Genomic DNA, 17,382 nt, shown 5'->3' with positions numbered 1-17,382 from the left:
CAGTCAGAGACGATTTCGGTCACCGACAACGGAACCGTTCGTGACACAACTCTCGAGTTGACCGTTCTCGAGTCGAATTCGTCGGGAACGCTCGTTCAGGCAACCGTCACGGAGACAACGACCGATGATCCGGTCACGACTGGGCGAGTCGAAATCGGCAATCAATCGGCTGCGCTGAACGCGAGCGGAATGGCTGTCCTTGAACTCGAGAAGCGGACGTCGTCGCTCATCGATGGCCAGTACGTTCCCGCAGACTGGTGGCGTGCAGACCAGCTGTACTCCGCAGCGGAGGATCGGGCGACGGTTCCCCCGAACTACCCCACGTTCCAGAAGCTTGTCCAGCTGTTCCTCGTGACGCTGCTCTGGTCCCTCCCGGTTGCGCTGGCTGTCTACGGCTTTGACTACCTGACTGGCGGTGCGGTCCTTGGACTACGAGAAAATCCATGACAGAAAATACCAATCGAGACGACAGTGGTATCGCTCGCCGAGCAGTCCTTGCTAGCCTTGGTGTGAGTACCGCCGCCCTTGCCGGCTGTACGTCGGGGACGTCCACAGACCCATCGAACACCAGTAACAGTACGGATGGCGGCGGGATTAGTGCAGAAGGGAGTGACGTCTTCACTTCTGTCGAGATAGGTGACGCAACCCTCGAGATCGAGGTTGCTGATGATGCGTCAGTTGAGTTTATCAACCTCATCGATCCGAACGGCGAGTTGTTCGACCAACAGCGTCTCGCAAGCGGTGAGACCACGACATCGTTCGAAATTCTCGGTCGCTATGAGGACAGTGTGCCCACTGGGGACTACGAACTGGTTGCCCTCGATGGAGACGAGCAGGTCGATACGACGACACTCACGCTCGAGGCGGAGTGTACGATTACGGATGTGCTGTGGGCTGCAGAGAATCCCGATATGGAGTGGGACAAGAATTCGCCTAATTGGGAGACGTATGCAGCGGTTGTGATCGAGAATACAGGGACGATTCCGTCGTTACTTACTGAACTCGAGTGGGCAGGGGCACCTGTTGCCCGATTGCAATCTAAGGAATCGCAGTCGTACTATCACGAGACACGTCTCCCACCGGGAGAAACAACCGTCTACTCAAAACGACCAGTCTATCGAACGGAGAACGCGCTTGGATCACTTGACTGTGGACAATTGGGGACAGAACCGATGGTCGTAACAGCTGTTGTACAGGTTGGGAAAGATCCGTCCTATTCTCAGCAAATTAGGTATGGCGGATCTCAGTCATGTGAACTTTCGATTGTGGAAGATGATTCAGATGCGCCAATGTCCAATGGAGGTGAGAATTGAATGGCATGGTTGCAAGAAGAGGTTGAGAACGCGATTAAGAATGTCATTGAGGATTTCACCGATGCACTCCTACGTCTTGTGAATGACATTCATGAAACAATATTAGAACCAATAGTCGGCGTTCCCACCCCAAAATCGGATTCGGGGTATATGGTCGTTAGAACTCCTGATAATCAGCCATGGGAAAGTCTGTATCAGGACGTGTATCTGGCGTACATCATGCCGCTAGCAATCATGATGATGGTTATCGCCTTTGCGTTTGTCGGCCTCCGAGCAGGCTCAATGAGCGAGTACCGTCGAAAACAGCTCTTGCGACGGCTTGGGCTTGTATTCATAGGTACTTTCGTCTGGTTCCCATTGGTATCGATCCCGCTGCAGTTCATCGACGCGGTGGGTATGACAATCGCTCCGATCGATGAGATGTCTGCAGGACTCGGCGGTCTTATTCAATCTTCTCTCGGAGGCACGTTCACTATTCTGGCAATGGTCGTCATATCGAACTTCTTCTTGGTTGTTGCTGGGTTCGTTGTTGCTCTCCGCTGGATTGCTCTTTCTGTATTAACTCCTCTCATGCCGTTACTGGGCGTCCTTTGGTCGATGGAGGTGTGGCCGTTCAGTCCAGCAGCAAACATGGCACGTCGGGTCGCGGGAATCTATCCTGGATTAGTGATTTCAGGGGTACCGCCAGCGATCCTCTTTCGGATCGGATGGGAAGTCGGTGGCCTCGAAAGCACCGTTGATGGGTTGTTCTCCTTGTTTATTGGATTGACGCTGATCCCTGCAGCGATCATCGCGATGGTCATGACGGTCTACTGGAGTAGCCCAGCGATGCGGACGATCGCCCAGAAAGGAGCATCTACGACGAATCCTGCAGCGGCCAAAGCTGGCGCTGCAAAGGCAAAGCGCACTTCTGGAAAAGCGGTCCGTGGTGCTCGAAACGTCCACCGTGGATACGCAGATAACCAGCTTGGATCCGTCACGAAAAGTGGCCAGACGACACTCGGTAGTGGAGACTCGAAAGCATACAAGCTCGGCTCTTCGGCCCGCTCGACGAAGGAACACGCCGGCCGCTACAACAACTTGCGGAAGTCGAGGACTGGGCGGATGCGTGATAAGGCCGCTGATGACGCTCGCAAAGCGACGCAGAACGCATCGACTCGAGCCAAGCGTGGGCTCAAAAACACGAAGGAGAAGGTCTCACGGTGGTGAGTTCGATGAGTACGAACACCTCTGATCACGACTATACCGCGCGAAAGATCCATCAGTCGCTGGGTGGCACAACGGCCTTCTTCCGGGGCTACACTATTGGCGAGCTCCTGCTGTTTCTCGCAGTGGCGTTCGTCACGGTCGTTGCAGCGACGTTCGTCCCAGCAGCACTGACGATCCCAGTTCTAGGATTCGGGCTCATGCTCGTGACGGTGCTGTTCTTGCTCCACAAGGTCAAGCCCCGATATCTGTGGCTGACTGAGTGGCTCGCTGCCCGTCTTAGCTGGGCGATCAAGAACAAGAAATACACGCACGGTGGCGAAGACAACAGTGAGGTCCGGTATCTGACTCGCCTCCAGCGAGTGTATCCGCATGCCATCGAACGAACGGATGGCGCACTCGTTGGGGCGATGAAAGTCGAGCCGGCGAACATGGCCCTCGAGGACGATGATGCGTGGGCGAAGGCTGTCCAGTCGCTCTCGGAGTTCGCCAACTCGACTATCGACTTTCCAGTGAAGATCTACGTCACTAGCCGCGAGGTCGATGACGACGAGACCATCCGTGCACACCAGGATCGACTCGCTGATGCCGACGTTCGCTCACGTCCTGTGTTGAAACGGCTGCTCGAGGAGTACGTTGGAGCGAATACGACTGACAACGGCGAAATCGACTCGGAGACGACCACGATCCGCGAGTACTACCTTATTACCGCGGTGAACGACGAGGATATCGAACACTTCGATAAAACGGACGACAGTGTCCTCGCCTATCTTGCTGACCTTCCTGCTGTTGGACGGCTCTTCAGTCGATTCCAAACCGACGATCTGACCGACGCCGAGCGAGAGCAATTCAAAGAAGAACACCTCGAGTCACGACTCACACAACTCCGCCGTGGTGGGTCGTCGCTCTATCGGTGTTCGGTCAGTCCTGTTGATGCCTACGACCTCGCTCGGATCACGAAGGAGTACTGGACGTGCCATCCCGAAGAGTACGCCGATATCACGAACGCACTCGGGACGTTCCCGGTCGTCTCCCACGGGATAAGCGACGGTGTCCCAGCAACGCCCGATCCTGACGACGTCCTCGATGCGATGGCTGAGCACGACAGTGATAGCCCGCCAGGCACGGCCTCGAGCGATCGGGAGGAGGACACTATCGACGAAGATGCTGTCGACGACTCGCCAGCCAGAACTGACGATCGGTTACCAGATACGTCGACGATGCACCAGTCGGTAATTGCGCCGTCGACGGTCGACTGGGAGACGACTTACGCCGTCATCAACGACGAGACGTACGTTCGCACGTTCTGGATCGAACAGTTCCCTGAGGAACCGCCAGATGGCCTCCTCGAGCGGCTGTTGCTCGACACGGAGTTGCAGACTGACATCAGTATCCACCTCGATCCGTTCGACAGCCAGTCGGCTCAGGATATGATGGCTGACTGGATCTCAGATTTGAAGATCAACCAGCACGACTCGAACAGTCTCAAATCCGAGGATCTCCAGGAAGACATCGATCAGGCGAAGTACATGCGGTCGCTCGTCCGTGCGAACAAAGCGTCGTTCTATCGCGGTGGTGTGTTCATTCGCCTCGCCGCTGATAGTCAACAGGAACTCGATAATCAGACGACGCGCCTGCGGTCGATCATCAAGGATGCGCCAGCGAACTGTACGCTCAAGGTCGCAAGTCGCTGGCAGGAACGTGGACTCGCGACAGTGTCGCCGCTTGGCGCGAACGAACTTGGCCGTGACCGCATGTCGACGCTGACGAACCAAGCTGTCGGCGCGATGTTCCCGTTCTCGTCGAACTACCTGATGATGGACGAGGGTATCGAATACGGCTATCATGGCCACAATGGTTCCCCAATCCGGATCAACCCATGGGCGCTCGAGACGGGCCACAGTGAACTCGTCGTCGGGATGCCGGGTGCTGGGAAGACGTTCGGCGACATCATGCGCCACCTTCGGATGATGAAACGCCGCACCGACACGATGCTGGTTCTCGTCGATCCAGTTGGTGGCTTCCGCGGGATCGCAGATGCGCTGAACGCAAAGACGATCACCGTCGGTGGTGATACGAAGCTCAACCCACTCGAGATCCGCGAGACGCCCCAGAACGTTCTTGATTCCGGTGACGGGATCTCTCCCCTTTCGGCGAAGAAAGACGAGGTCTACGCCGTCCTCGAGAACTTCCTCGACGCTCGCGATATCGAACTCGGAACCGAGACAGGCGTCCTCTCGTATGTCATCGATGAAGCCTACCGGCAAGCAGGGATCGTTGAAGACGACGTCTCGACGCACACGTCGGCGAATTCACCGACGATGCAGGACGTCCATCGGATCCTCTGTGATATCGCTGAGAATCCGGACGATCACAACATCGCGAAATCTGACTCCGCTAGCGAGCGTGCCGTACAGTATGCAGATGACCTCGCGATTGCGTTCCAGCCATTCCGTGAGGGGGGCTCCTACGAAAACCTCTCACATCACNATGACCTCGCGATTGCGTTCCAGCCATTCCGTGAGGGGGGCTCCTACGAAAACCTCTCACATCACTCCGAGATCGATATCCTCGAGGGCAACAACAAGGTCGTCTATATCGACCTCGGTCAGATCGAAGGCAGCGCGTCGGGGATCGATCGCCAGACGTTCCTGATGCAACTGTTGCTGTCGACGATCTACCAGCAGGCGAAAAACACTCAGCGAAACGTTGAACTCGCCATTGACGAAGCCCACTACCTCTTCGAGGATCAGGCCAACCTCGATTTCCTCGAGACAGCGTTCCGGCACCAACGCCATGCAGGGCTTCGGATGGTGCTGCTTTCTCAGACGGCCCAGGAATTCTACGAAACCGAGCAGGCAGAGAAGATCATCGGCATGTGTCCGATCAAGGTCCTCCACAAGCTCCCCGAACTGGGTGATCGGACAGCGGACAAAATCGGGCTAACCGAAGAGCAGCGACGGTACGTCAGGGGTGCCGATGCCGGGAACGAAGATCTCGGCTATAGTCAGGCACTCGTTCGCGTCGAAGAACACGGAACGTACCCGCTGCATATCGTCGCTGACGACTTCGAGAAACGGGTTATCGACTACGAGCCCGAGGACCAGGCCTTCATCGAGCAGGCGATTCGCGACGAGCCAGCGGAGTTGCTCGCCTTCGAAGAGTTCGTCGAGAACGAAGCCCAGCGCAACGCGCTTGCAACCCGTCTCGATCTCAGCGCAGATGCGGCCAGTCGGCTTCTCGAGGCAGATCTCACGAAAGAGGAGGTTCTCGATGCGGTCGTCGAGCATTCCCTCGAGGCAGACAGTGAGAAATCGTCTGTTCGGCCTGATGGTGGAGAATCAGCTACTGCACAGGATACGACTGAAACGGAGTCTGACACCCAAGACCATGACTAGGTTCAACCAAATCAAGACAATTCTGGGTTCGTCGCCACAGTACGAGGCGACGCAACTCAACTTCGGAGAGCACGATTCGTTCGTCCAACACCAAGCGGATACGCCAGGCACACTGCTTCGGATCCGCCCTTACAAAGAGAACAACGGTATCGCGGACGGGGCTGGTGTCCTCCAGTCGGTCCACGATGTGACGACGAACTTCCGTGGGAAGAATATGAGTGATCATCACTCCTTCGAGGTCTGGTTCGACGAAGGGAAGATCAAGTTCTACATGCACGCTGCCACCGAGGCAGCTGCGGACAAGTTCAGACGGCGTGTTGGGAACAACTACGCCAACAGTGAGGTTTTCCCGGTCGAGGAGGGCTATGCGTTCCCCGTCATCGACGCTGACGAGTATGTCGCCGGCGCGTGGCTCGAGATGGAGAAGATCCCCTACTATCCGATTCGCCATCACAACAGTGAGGGCTTCGAGACGGATCCCTATGGCGAGATTACGAGCGAGATGCTGTCGCTTGACGAGAGTACCGTCGTTACGCAGGTCATTTTCCGACCTGCGAAACAGTCGTGGACCGACGGCGACCGGTTCAAGCACAATAGCGTTGACGAACTCGCGCACGCGCTTCGTCAGGGGACATCCGTCGGCTGGCTCAATCCCCGCACGCGACCGCCGACTGAGAAGGACAAACAGGCTGCGAAAACCATCGAACAGCAACGTGGCCAACAGGCCTTCCACGTGAACATTCGCGTGCTTGCTGCCTCGAGCGAACAAGACGAGGCTGAGGCCCGTGCTCGTGGCGTCGCGGGGATGTTCAGGAAGTATTACAACGCGATCACTGAGCAGGGCCTTAACGACAATCCTGTTTGGCATCGTCGAGAGAGCAAACGCGCAACGCGGCTTCGGCAGTTCGTCCAGCGGATGTGTGACCGTGAGTGGATCGACCGGCACATGATTATGACCGTCGACGAACTCGCCGGCGTCGCACACATCCCCAATTCGGAGATTGAGACGCCAAAGATCGACTGGCGGTACACACAGCGTGGCGATCGGCTGCCAGCAGATGGGAGTCGATACGCAGCTGACGAATCACCTGACGACTCACCGGCAGATGGGAAGGCTCCTGGCGTTCCGAACGAGACAGCAGTCAGTTTTGAAGAACCAACTCGAGAGCAGGAGGGATTCGATGGTGCTTGATCGCTTCTTTGGATCTGATGACGAGGCTTCCAGCGGCGACCACCAAGATGAGCACGCTGCTGGAGGCGATGAACAGCCGGAAGAAAACACGACTGCTGAATCGTCGACCCACCAGCAACCCGATCCCGATGAGGGTGAACAATACGATATCGTCGAACAGAACACGACTCGTATTGGCGGAAAGAAGGTTATCACGGAAACCGCCGACGAGGGGACAGTTGCAGGCCCGTTCATCCGAGAAATGTTCGAAGCCGGGATGTACAATGCACCAGCCCCACTCTGGATCGGCTACTCAGAGGACCCCCAGACTGGGTTTCGTGAGGCACCGCTCCGATTCGAGTCGCTCTTTCGGCACACCTGGATCGCCGGAACGACCGGCTACGGAAAGACGACCGAGCTCCTGAATATGATGGTTCAGTGGGCCTACTCCGGCTACGGCTTCACGTATTTCGACCCGAAGGGTCGTGACTCTCGAGAGCTCCTCCGGATGCTCCCCAAACATCGTCTCAAGGACGTGGTTTGGATCGAACCCGGTTCGACCACCCACGAGAAGACGGTCGGAATGAACTTCCTTGAGGTGCCCGAGTGTGAGACGCTCGAGGAACTCGAGAACGAGATCGAAAACCGGGTCGAGAACCTGAAGGCGGTCTTCGACACTTCCGATTACTGGGGCATCAACATGGAGGCGATCACCGAGTCGATGGCCCGAGCGATGATGAAATCGGAAAAGCCGTTCTCGATCATCGATATGTACTTCACGTTGCTCAACGCCGAGCGGCGCGAAGACTTCGCCCTTGACGTCGAGGATCCCTACATCAGGGAGTTCTGCCTCGAGATCGCGAATATGGAAGAGGAGACGATCCGTCCCCTCCTGAAACGGATCAAATCGTGGGTCGAGAATTCGGTGATTCGTCGGATCATTGCCCATCGTGAGAGTACGATCGATTTCCGAGACATCATCGACAACGACCGAATCGTCATCGTCCGAACGCCCGTCGAGAATACGGACATCAAGAAGATGGTCACGCTCGGCGTGATGCGGAATCTCTGGAGTGCTATTCAGCGGCGGTCATATGAGTTGGATACGACGCCGGATCCCTACTTCGTCCTCTGTGACGAGTTCGATGATATCGCCAGTGACAATCTCGACATCGAGTCAATGCTGGCTCGAGCCCGATCGATGCGTCTCTCCGTGACGCTTGCCTCGCAGTATCCGTCGCAGTTTGACGAGGACACGCTGAAAGCGATGCAGAACAACTGTGACAACCTCCTCACGTTCTCGGTTAACGACAGTGATGACGCCGAACTATTGATGAAACGGTTCCGCGACTACACCGCAGAAGACCTCATCACGACCGACCAGTTCAAAGTGTGGACGCGGATTCCTCTCTCGGGAGGGCGATACTCCGAACCCGTCTTGATTCGGACGTTTCCACCATATCCGCCTCTCCGTGGGACAGACGACGTCGATGACATCATCGAACAAAGTCTCGAGCGGTATGGGACTGATCCGCTGACAGATAGCGAGATCCTCCGCAATCTTATCTATCGCGAGTACAATGAGGCAGCAAGTTCTGACGAACTCATTGTTGATCGGCTGATGGCCGAGGCAGTTCGTACCGTCCAATTACGTGAGGATGTTCGCGACCAGAACGGCTGGGTTCCCGTGACCGACGTCGATGCCGAGGTAATTGATCGTCTCGAGAGTGATACCGCTGAAGCCCTCACTCCAGATACTGCAACCGAGGAACTCCCTGATGTGCGTCAGGAGTCGCCATTGATTGATGTCGATCTCAGTGCCAACAATGAGACGGTCGTCGTTCGACTCACTGACGAGGGCGAAGACGTTGCTACACCTGAGACTGGTGATGTGCGCTCTGCAGGTGGCTCGGAACACGATGCCCTTCTCTTCGATCTCGAAGCAGCGCTGACGAAGCTTGGCTTCACTGTTGACATCTACAAACAAGATGGGAGTGAACAGCCTGATGGGACGGCCACACATCCTGATTACGACGGTGAGTTTGCTCTTGAAGCTGAAACAACGACACCTGAGCGGCCAGCGAAAGTCCTGCAGAATCTCAAACGTGCTCAAGAGGACGACCGGATTCCCCTGTTTGTCGTGCGGCCGGGAGACGAGAGGGTTACTCACGCGGCAGCCCGGCTCGAGAGTATTCTTGCGTCGCCAGTCCGGGAAATGGCAGATGGCACAGAGAAACTCTACAATATGGACGAACACGTCACGTTTGGCGATGGAGCGACGGCCCGTGGGGGTGTGACGGCTGTTCGACCAGCTACTGGTGAGTCAGCACGAACGGTCTGGACACGTGATGGCGGTGAGCGTGTCCTTTCGGACGGCGACACAGAATTCATTCGAACGGCATCGTCGGTCACACTCTCGAAGGATACTGTGCCAGCATACTATAGCTATGACCGTGAGACGGATCAGTACACGGTCTATGAGCAGGGTGACATCCATGTCTACGATACGTTAGATGCGTTCGAGGCAGACTGGACGCCAATCAAGCGTCCCTTTGTTCCTGAAATTGATCTACCGGATCCAGAATACGACCGAGCCAGCTATGGCGTGGTGATCCTGCCAGAAGACGCACCACCACAACTCTATGTGGAAGGTGAAACTGCGCCCCTGTCAGACGAGATTGAGAGACTCTTGGAAGCCGATCAAGCGTCTCTACAAGAGGACACGGACACCTCGCCAGCACCTGACCAAGATCAGCAGACGGCTGATGGCGCTCCCGAGTTGGATCCTGACGGAGATGGTGTTGCTGTCTTCGTCGATCAGTTCCTTACTGCCGATACCGAGGGCTCGGTCCCGAAGAAAGATCTCTATCAGGCCTATGTCGCGTGGGCGGAGAGACATGATCTCGACTACACTAACGATGTCTGGTTTGGACGAAAACTGAGTGGCCATCTCGAGATTGGTAGCGACCGGCGGCGGAAAGATGGAAAACGTATCACTGTTCATACTGGAATTGAACTGACCGATGCTGGTGTCCGTCTTCTTGAAGAGGTGAATCAATCAGAATGATGAGTGATTTGTCTGCGTTTCAAAATCAGCTCGTGTCCAGGGTATTTTCGAATCAGAATACCTCGATAAAACCGCGCTTGAAACGCTCTCCGTGCAGTTTGGATCGAACTGTCCAGGGTAAATCTCTGTCCAAGATACGTGCCCATCTCGGTGTCCAGGGTAAAAATCGCAAGACGGCGTTACTGTCCAGGGTAAATGAGGGGCAAAAACCAACTAGTATAGAGAGGGTTGCCGCCGCAAAACATGGTAAAGCAGGGTGGGAGAACTATTGGGAATCTATCGTGCAGCTGATAATGTGCTGGCAGCACAGTAGCACGGCGCTACGGTGGTGGTGGAATACATGAAAGAGAAGCAGACACATTCAATCGACACGAGCGGCATTCCTGAGACTCTCCAGGAGTACGACCAGTGGATCTGCTGGCGTGTCAAGGATCGTGACGGGAAAGCAACGAAGGTCCCAATTGTTCCCGGGACTGGCGAGTATGCCTCAGCAACTGACCCACAGACATGGCGGCCCTTCGATGAAGCACTCGAGTATTTTGAGCGTGGCGAAGCGGCTGGGGTCGGATTCGTCTTCACAGACGATGATCCATTTGTCGGCATTGACCTCGATGACTGTCGTGATCCAGAGACCGGATCTCCGGGAACAGATGCTCGAGAAATCATCCTCGAACTCGAGTCGTTTACAGAGGTCTCACCGTCGGGGACTGGCTATCACGTTATCGTCCGTGGGTCACTGCCTGGAGACCGGAGTCGACGCGGATCCGTCGAGATGTATGAGACAGCACGGTTTTTTACAGTGACTGGTGATCGTGTCGAGACGACACCGTCACAGGTGATGGAGCGACCTGCTGCACTCGAGAGCGTATATGTCGAATACATCGCCGAGACTGAGCCATCTCACAGCGAGACCAAAGTAGGAATACAGCAGGCTTCGACGCATGAAACCAGCCAGAGCGTGACGCTTGAGGATGAAGAACTGCTCGAGCGAGCACGGAATGCATCGAATGGCGAGAAATTCGAGCGGTTGTGGCGTGGCTCGACTGCCGGCTACGAGAGTCAGTCAGAAGCGGACATGGCACTATGTTGTCTGCTGGCGTTCTGGACTGGAGGAGATCAGCAGCAGATGGACCGGCTCTTCCGCCAATCGGGACTGCTCCGAGACAAATGGGACGAAGTCCACTACGCAGACGGCTCTACGTACGGTGAGAAGACCATCGAGCGAGCAATCGCGAACACAGACGATGTCTATGATCCATCGAGCAGCGAGGCGTCGCGTGTGAAGCAGACCGGGAAGCAAGGACAGACGACTATACAGGAACCCGCTCAAGATGGACCGTCATCGGCAACTGAGCAGACCATTGGTGGGTCTGAAGGGACACGGGCAGCGTATCTAGCCGAGAAAAATCAGCTATTGAGCGAGCGTGTGTCTGACCTCGAGGCGACGCTCCAGCAAAAGAACGAGCGTATCGAGGCACTCGAAACGACCAATCGAACGCTTCGCGATCGACTGACAGCTTGTGAAGAACGACTTGAGCAGCACGATCAGCGTTCAAAACGCGAGGCAGACATTGATTCGTCTCCCGATCACGATTCGCTCTGGACTCGTGCAAAGCGGTTCGTCGGTAGAAGAAAGGAATAGCTCTGATGCTCTCTATTTGGCTCCCACTTCGCAAAGTGAGTCAACTTGCAAAGGTGAACTGAAAACAAACCAATGTTCCAACCGAGCGAGATTTGGTTTCCTCGAACACATGCCTGATTCAATGACGAACCACTGGAATTCACTGCGCAGATCAGCAGCCGAGCTGATACCGTGGATACTGCTCTCGGTAGCTGTATTTCTCGGTTGTACACTCTATGTCAGATNATCTGCTTTCGTACACTATGTCGTTTACTCAGCACAACATGTGCTGGCAGAAGTGCAGCGTATTCTCGATGAAGAGAGCTCTCGTGTGGATGCGATTACACGGATTGCAGTCGTCGGATTCAGCGTTCTCGTATCGCTCGCTGCTGGCGAACTGCTCATCTTTGGAGAATCACTACTCGAGCTTGTTGTTGCAGTACTCCTTCTTGCAGGAATGGTGTCGATGTCGGGTACATTCTTTCGGAATCATGTCGCAACACGACCCTTGAACGATCGAGAACGCGCTGCATGTGAGATAGGTGCCGATCAAGACGTTGCATTTCGAGTGGTTACTGGCGAGTTCGGGCAGACGATNTTGAACGATCGAGAACGCGCTGCATGTGAGATAGGTGCCGATCAAGACGTTGCATTTCGAGTGGTTACTGGCGAGTTCGGGCAGACGATCAACGGTCTTGCTGCCGGCGTCTTTCCAACTCACAAAGTCATTCTAATCAACGAGCACTCATTTGAAGCACTTGACAACAAATGCATCGCAATGATTGCAGCTCATGAGCTGGGGCACGTCGACGAAAACCATGCAGTTGTCTCCTTGGTTGGGACGGTAGTGCTGANAGCGCAGTGCTCGTTGGACGAGTTGTCTTTGTATGGGCTCGTCGACAGCTAGAGTATCGGGCAGATAGATACGCAGCCGAGCTTCTCGATGATCCACACCAAGTTGCCAATGGGTTACGCGCACTCAGAGACGTCAAGATTACAGAGACTAATGAACAATCCTCAGGAAGGCTCTACGAGAGAGCTATACGCCGAATCCGCCACTACTGGACACGTATATTGTCTACACATCCTCCGATAGACGACCGAATTGCACATATTAAGCGACTGAGTCGGAACGCTGACTGACTAGTTCTGGTGCGGTTCGATGGAATCTCCGTAGCACTCGGCTAACTCGGTTAGACTTCTCCCGCTGCACGTATTCGGCTCTGCTGAAACCCGCAGGTAGTGATAGGTTCAGAACCCTCTGCGGTAAGTACAGTGGGTGTATCGTTCACATCTAAACTCCTATAACCGATCTGTCTCCTGTTCACATCTACAAAAGACATTTAATACATTCATACATAATCCAACCTATGAAGTCTTCTAAAATCAGTCAGGCGATAGTAGCCGCTGGCGGGTTATTTGTCGTCGTGGGATACCTATCACCTTGGGCAATTGAAGACCCCAATCGTGAAGGTCCAATCGTGGATGTCATGTTCTGGCGTCAGAGCGAGGCGTTTAGGCAGGAATATCTTTTAGCAGATGTACTCACATTACTCCCTTTGTTACTGACGGTCATGCTAATAGCTCAAAACCCGAAGTCACGCGTTTCACAAGCAGTTGGACTCCTCAGTGGCATTTTCTATATCTTACTACCATTCTATTATCGGACGAATATTATCATTCAACATCATGTAGCTACGGATATTATTTATAGCATACTAGTTGGAGGTGTCCTATTCCTTGTTGGCGTAGGTTTTGCCGTATCAAGAGCTTCGGCACGCAGAACATAGTAATAGCCTTACACCTTGTATTAAGCACGGCACCGCGGACATCACTCAACTTTGATAGAGCGACTAGCGGTCAATAAGCACCTGTAGTTCGCAGTGGTTCCACGGGAATGAATATCTAAAGAATAGGATTTCAACAGAGCTACGTCTTCTAAAACTATCCTACTGGAGTATTTTTTCGCCCCGAGATGGGTGCGGGGCGGTCGAACTGCCCCGAGATAGCGAATGACTTCTGAGCGACAGCACCCACGAGACCGTGGTATTGATCGAGCACCAACCCACCGACAGCCCACAGAACCACCCAGGTCCGGCCTCGAGTTATGGGTTCCGAACGACCGGAGTCGAGAGTCACTCATTTCGTTCGTCGAGTGTGTTCTCGTTGAACTCACGCATGCAGACGTCGGTGCCGAGTATCGATCGTCGAACGTCTGGGGAGTCAAACGAACTCAGTACACCGTCGCCGAGACGACCGGCCAGCTCTTCAGGAAGCGCCATTACGACGAACGGCTCGGCTGGCACGAACAGACGATGTCTCGGCAGGACGTCCGTGATGAACTGATCAACCGCCTCGCACGGCCCACGTCACTGGCGACGAATCAGAGTCATACTCTTCCTGTTGAGGAACCAGATACGTTCCGGGTGAAGCCGACGTGGCAACTGCGAACAGGTCGACGGACCAGCGAGAGGTGAACTCGTTCTCAATGTCTCTGAATCAGGTTGGTCAAGCGGCTCATGCTCTTGCAAAGAAGCAAACCACACACCTATGTTATGAAGTCCATAGATTTATGCCTATGGAGGCCATCACATAAGATGACGGATGGCGTCCTACACTACCATTGAAGATTGGCAGGATGTCGAAGATGGATACGTCATCGATGTGACCATCCGGCAGACGGAGGATAAGAAGTACCCGTGTGGGTGGGACTACAGCCTCCACCACGGGGAAGTCGGCGGCGACACCATCCTTCGATACGACAACGCCCATGAACAGACGAAAGGCCATGAGCGTCACACCCGAAACGGTGTTGAAATCATCGAATTCCCCGGGATGTTGACGCTCTATGATCGCTTTCAACGCGAAACCGAGGAGATGTCGCCTGTCTCATGGAAATGGTCGGAGTAGGACGTCTCCAGGAGGTATACACCATGCCCACGCTCAAAGTCACCGTCGGTGAACGTGATCGCCTCAACCAGCGCACGCGTAGCCGCATCAAGGCTGCCCAAGAGGGTGAAGACCTTGACGATGCCCAGCCGGTGTTGAACTTCGGATCGTATGCAGAACTCAGTCGCCTTCTTAGCCCAAAGAATCTAGAACTGTTGGAAGCAATCTCCAAACACCAGCCCGAGAGCATCCGCGAAGCCGCTGACCTGGTGGAGCGAGACTACAAACAGGTCCATCGGAACCTTTCCGAACTCGAAGACATCGGCGTCATTGAGTTTGAAAATGGCGGGCCTGGTCAGGCAAAGAAACCGAAACTGGCCTACGACGGTCTTGAAATTGATATCCCGTTTGCATGATCGAACGGGAGTGTCGGTGCGGCAGCACCCTGAAAGATCCTGTTCTTGGCCATCTGGAAACGAATCCTTCGCTCTCTGTTCTCGCTACACGTAGTCGACGGACGTACGTGATGAACTGATCAACCGCCTCGCACAGCCTACGTCACTGGCGACGAATCAGAGTCATACCCATCCTGTTGAAGAACCAGATACGTTCAGGGTGAAGCCGACGTGGCAACTGCGAACAGGTCGCCGGACCAGCAAGAGGTAATCCCCAGCCGTCAGTACTCCAGCCCGCTGTTGAATATCGATCACTGACTCCATACGCATCACGCAGTGTCTTCGACTTGACTGTACTTCCAGCATTGGAATACAAAATAATCCTGACCGACACTAAACTATTAGTTCGAAGAGGTCATAAAGAGAGCAATGAGCGACCGATCACAGGTGTGGCCAGAAGAGATGGACAGTGCAGACCGTGTCAGGCATGTCGCCTTGACGCGAACGACACCACGGAATGCTGGCTGGATCGCCGAAGAGGCGGATGTCTCGAGAGATACGGCTGTCAAATACCTTGATCGAATGGCTGATCAAGGAGAGCTCGAGGCCATTGAAACAGCTGACGGCACATGCTACAAGCCCGATGAGATTACGCACTTCCTCCGTGAAGTTCGTTCCCTTGCTGAAGAGCAGTCAGTAGACGAACTCACTAATGAACTGCGTGCGATTGGTGAGGAAATCGACTCGTGGAAGTCAACGTATAATGTTGAATCTCTCGAAAAACTTCGACAGAGCATTGGACGTGAGGATCTGTCGGCTGACGATCGACGCGAGCGCCTCGAAGTGATCGAAGAATGGGAATACAACATTCAGGTACGTGAAGCACTTCAGCTTGCGATCAGCCTTCAGAGTTCACTAACGCGACTTGATGCAGATCCGCGTCTCGCAAATCGTGGTTCAGATACGCTTCCCCAAGAGGGCTAGGGAAAGATGGTACTCTTTCTTGCTGGTGGCCGAGGATTCACTCGGCGCGAAGGACTTCGTCGCCTCAAAGAACGACTCGAAAAAGAACCGGGGTTTTCCGATGTTCGGTATCGACCATCTCGACTCCGTCCCCGATCTGTCGTTGCTGACGTCGAGACTGAGATATTCTTAGGCGAAGAATTCCCACGGCAGCAGGCCACCTTTGAGGTCACATGGCGGCCACGTGCCGACATTGATGTTCAGCGTGTTCAGTGGGCTGATGACGTAGTCAGCTTGGGATGGCACAAAGACGATGATCATGAAGACCTTGGGACAACCCATTTCCAGATCGAGACCGATAAGGAATTAACCCACGAACCAGGACATCTCGAAGCAGAAGCGCCGCTAAGCTTTCTGGAAACCTGTCTTCAGCGACTTCCTCCAAAACTCGAGGAGACGATTCCAGAGTGAACCCGGTTACTCCTAATTGAACGGTTGCTTGATCTCTGTATTCTCCTTCTGATACGGTCCCTCTGACCGTACTTCCAGCAGTGAATTTTTGGCGCCATGAGGCACGAGGCGCGCTCAACAGTGAGCCGTCATGGAATTTCCAATGACTGATCCAAATCCGATTGACGACACTGCAGACGATTACAGCCGGTTCGAGGCCAGACTCGTTGCCCGTGATCAGGATGCAACTCGCGTTGTAACAGCAGATCTCGGCGAGACAACCGCCCGACAGCTCGTTACGGAACTCATCGATACCGGTGTGGTGACGCCGGTCCCTGGCAAGCGGGTGTTCATCCACGAGCCAAGTGGGACCGCTTTTGACTCGAGCACTCAGCTTGCTGTTTTCCATCAAGGCTGGACGGCGGCCCGCAACGCCGACAAGGAGGGTGAGTGATGCAGCAGACGCTCGCTGGCTGTGCCTTCTGCGACGCCTTGCCCGGCACCGAGGCCGGTGAGGCACATACCTGGGGAAAAGACAAGCGAGTCTCTCACCCTATCTGTGTCGACTGCGCTATCCAGACGGAGCCGGACCCTGACGAGTTCGATCACTGCACCTGCGATGGCTGCGGACTCATCGTCGACGCGCTCGCGGCGCTCACGCGGTTCCGCGTTGAACTTGGTCACCTCGAGGGGGCGCTACAGCTGTGTGCGCGATGTAGTACCGGTGGGCCAGCTACCTACTGGACGCGCGATCTCGAGGAGCACATCGTGAAGACTGCATAAGTACTGGATGCGAATGTGAGAACACGCTGGGAATTCCTGTTGAGCAAGAAAATACGTCAATGGTTCTGAACAGAGAGCGACGTAACTCGCTGAACGAAGCAGAAATAATTCAGCGTGCGGTAGATA

At 54.7% G+C, this 17,382-nt stretch carries 16 protein-coding genes and 1 pseudogene; 16 read left to right on the top strand and 1 reads right to left on the bottom strand.

What is annotated here, in order from left to right:
* The 14 genes and pseudogenes from C476_RS17380 to C476_RS17325 form a co-directional block, all read left to right on the top strand.
* Positions 1-447, top strand: a pseudogene (locus C476_RS17380) (hypothetical protein); the annotation flags it as partial.
* Positions 448-509: 62 nt separating this feature from the next.
* Positions 510-1,313 (top strand): hypothetical protein, encoded by an 804-nt coding sequence (locus tag C476_RS17375; protein ID WP_241430522.1) that lies wholly within the window; start codon positions 510-512, stop codon positions 1,311-1,313.
* Positions 1,314-2,522, top strand: a complete 1,209-nt coding sequence (locus C476_RS17370) for a hypothetical protein (protein WP_008015383.1) — start codon at positions 1,314-1,316, stop codon at positions 2,520-2,522.
* A gap of 5 nt (positions 2,523-2,527) precedes the next feature.
* Positions 2,528-5,917, top strand: a complete 3,390-nt coding sequence (locus C476_RS17365; protein WP_008015381.1) for a VirB4 family type IV secretion system protein — start codon at positions 2,528-2,530, stop codon at positions 5,915-5,917.
* Positions 5,910-7,109 carry a hypothetical protein gene (locus tag C476_RS17360; RefSeq protein WP_008015379.1) on the top strand — a complete coding sequence of 400 codons (1,200 nt, stop codon included), beginning with the start codon at positions 5,910-5,912 and terminating at the stop codon, positions 7,107-7,109. Before C476_RS17365 ends, C476_RS17360 begins: the two co-directional genes overlap by 8 nt.
* A complete protein-coding gene (locus C476_RS17355) occupies positions 7,099-10,155 on the top strand; it encodes a type IV secretory system conjugative DNA transfer family protein (protein ID WP_008015378.1) in 3,057 nt (1,018 codons plus the stop codon). Before C476_RS17360 ends, C476_RS17355 begins: the two co-directional genes overlap by 11 nt.
* 340 nt (positions 10,156-10,495) lie before the next feature.
* Positions 10,496-11,797 (top strand): phage NrS-1 polymerase family protein, encoded by a 1,302-nt coding sequence (locus tag C476_RS17350; protein WP_008015376.1) that lies wholly within the window; start codon positions 10,496-10,498, stop codon positions 11,795-11,797.
* Positions 11,798-11,906: 109 nt separating this feature from the next.
* On the top strand, positions 11,907-12,683 hold the full coding sequence (locus C476_RS19720; RefSeq protein WP_449289264.1) for a M48 family metalloprotease: 777 nt from the start codon (positions 11,907-11,909) through the stop codon (positions 12,681-12,683).
* Complete coding sequence (locus C476_RS19895; protein WP_083857115.1) at positions 12,638-12,919, top strand: M48 family metalloprotease; 282 nt, start codon at positions 12,638-12,640, stop codon at positions 12,917-12,919. Before C476_RS19720 ends, C476_RS19895 begins: the two co-directional genes overlap by 46 nt.
* A 227-nt stretch (positions 12,920-13,146) precedes the next feature.
* A complete protein-coding gene (locus C476_RS18600) occupies positions 13,147-13,566 on the top strand; it encodes a hypothetical protein (protein ID WP_152418258.1) in 420 nt (139 codons plus the stop codon).
* A gap of 222 nt (positions 13,567-13,788) precedes the next feature.
* On the top strand, positions 13,789-14,253 hold the full coding sequence (locus tag C476_RS19890; protein ID WP_008015372.1) for a hypothetical protein: 465 nt from the start codon (positions 13,789-13,791) through the stop codon (positions 14,251-14,253).
* A gap of 127 nt (positions 14,254-14,380) precedes the next feature.
* Positions 14,381-14,686 (top strand): toxin-antitoxin system TumE family protein, encoded by a 306-nt coding sequence (locus C476_RS17335; RefSeq protein ID WP_008015370.1) that lies wholly within the window; start codon positions 14,381-14,383, stop codon positions 14,684-14,686.
* Positions 14,687-14,709: 23 nt separating this feature from the next.
* The gene (locus tag C476_RS17330) at positions 14,710-15,081 is read left to right on the top strand and encodes an HVO_A0114 family putative DNA-binding protein (RefSeq protein WP_049912079.1); all 372 of its coding nucleotides are present in this window, start codon (positions 14,710-14,712) and stop codon (positions 15,079-15,081) included.
* 408 nt (positions 15,082-15,489) lie between these two features.
* On the top strand, positions 15,490-16,044 hold the full coding sequence (locus tag C476_RS17325) for a DUF7342 family protein (RefSeq protein WP_008015366.1): 555 nt from the start codon (positions 15,490-15,492) through the stop codon (positions 16,042-16,044).
* Between the two features lie 168 nt (positions 16,045-16,212).
* Here the strand turns inward: C476_RS17325 and C476_RS18795 are convergent, their stop codons facing one another.
* Complete coding sequence (locus tag C476_RS18795) at positions 16,213-16,365, bottom strand: hypothetical protein (protein WP_160162916.1); 153 nt, start codon at positions 16,363-16,365, stop codon at positions 16,213-16,215.
* Between the two features lie 271 nt (positions 16,366-16,636).
* Here C476_RS18795 and C476_RS17320 point away from each other — a divergent pair, with 271 nt between their 5' ends.
* Together C476_RS17320 and C476_RS17315 are read left to right on the top strand one after the other, a co-directional pair.
* Positions 16,637-16,927 (top strand): hypothetical protein, encoded by a 291-nt coding sequence (locus C476_RS17320; RefSeq protein WP_008015364.1) that lies wholly within the window; start codon positions 16,637-16,639, stop codon positions 16,925-16,927.
* Positions 16,927-17,256 carry a DUF7558 family protein gene (locus C476_RS17315; RefSeq protein ID WP_008015362.1) on the top strand — a complete coding sequence of 110 codons (330 nt, stop codon included), beginning with the start codon at positions 16,927-16,929 and terminating at the stop codon, positions 17,254-17,256. Before C476_RS17320 ends, C476_RS17315 begins: the two co-directional genes overlap by 1 nt.
* Positions 17,257-17,382 lie beyond the last annotated feature (126 nt).

The sequence above is a fragment of the Natrinema limicola JCM 13563 genome (assembly GCF_000337475.1).
Lineage (GTDB): Archaea > Halobacteriota > Halobacteria > Halobacteriales > Natrialbaceae > Natrinema > Natrinema limicola.
Note: the sequence above shows the minus strand (reverse complement) of the source record. Positions and strands in the feature narration are given on the sequence as shown.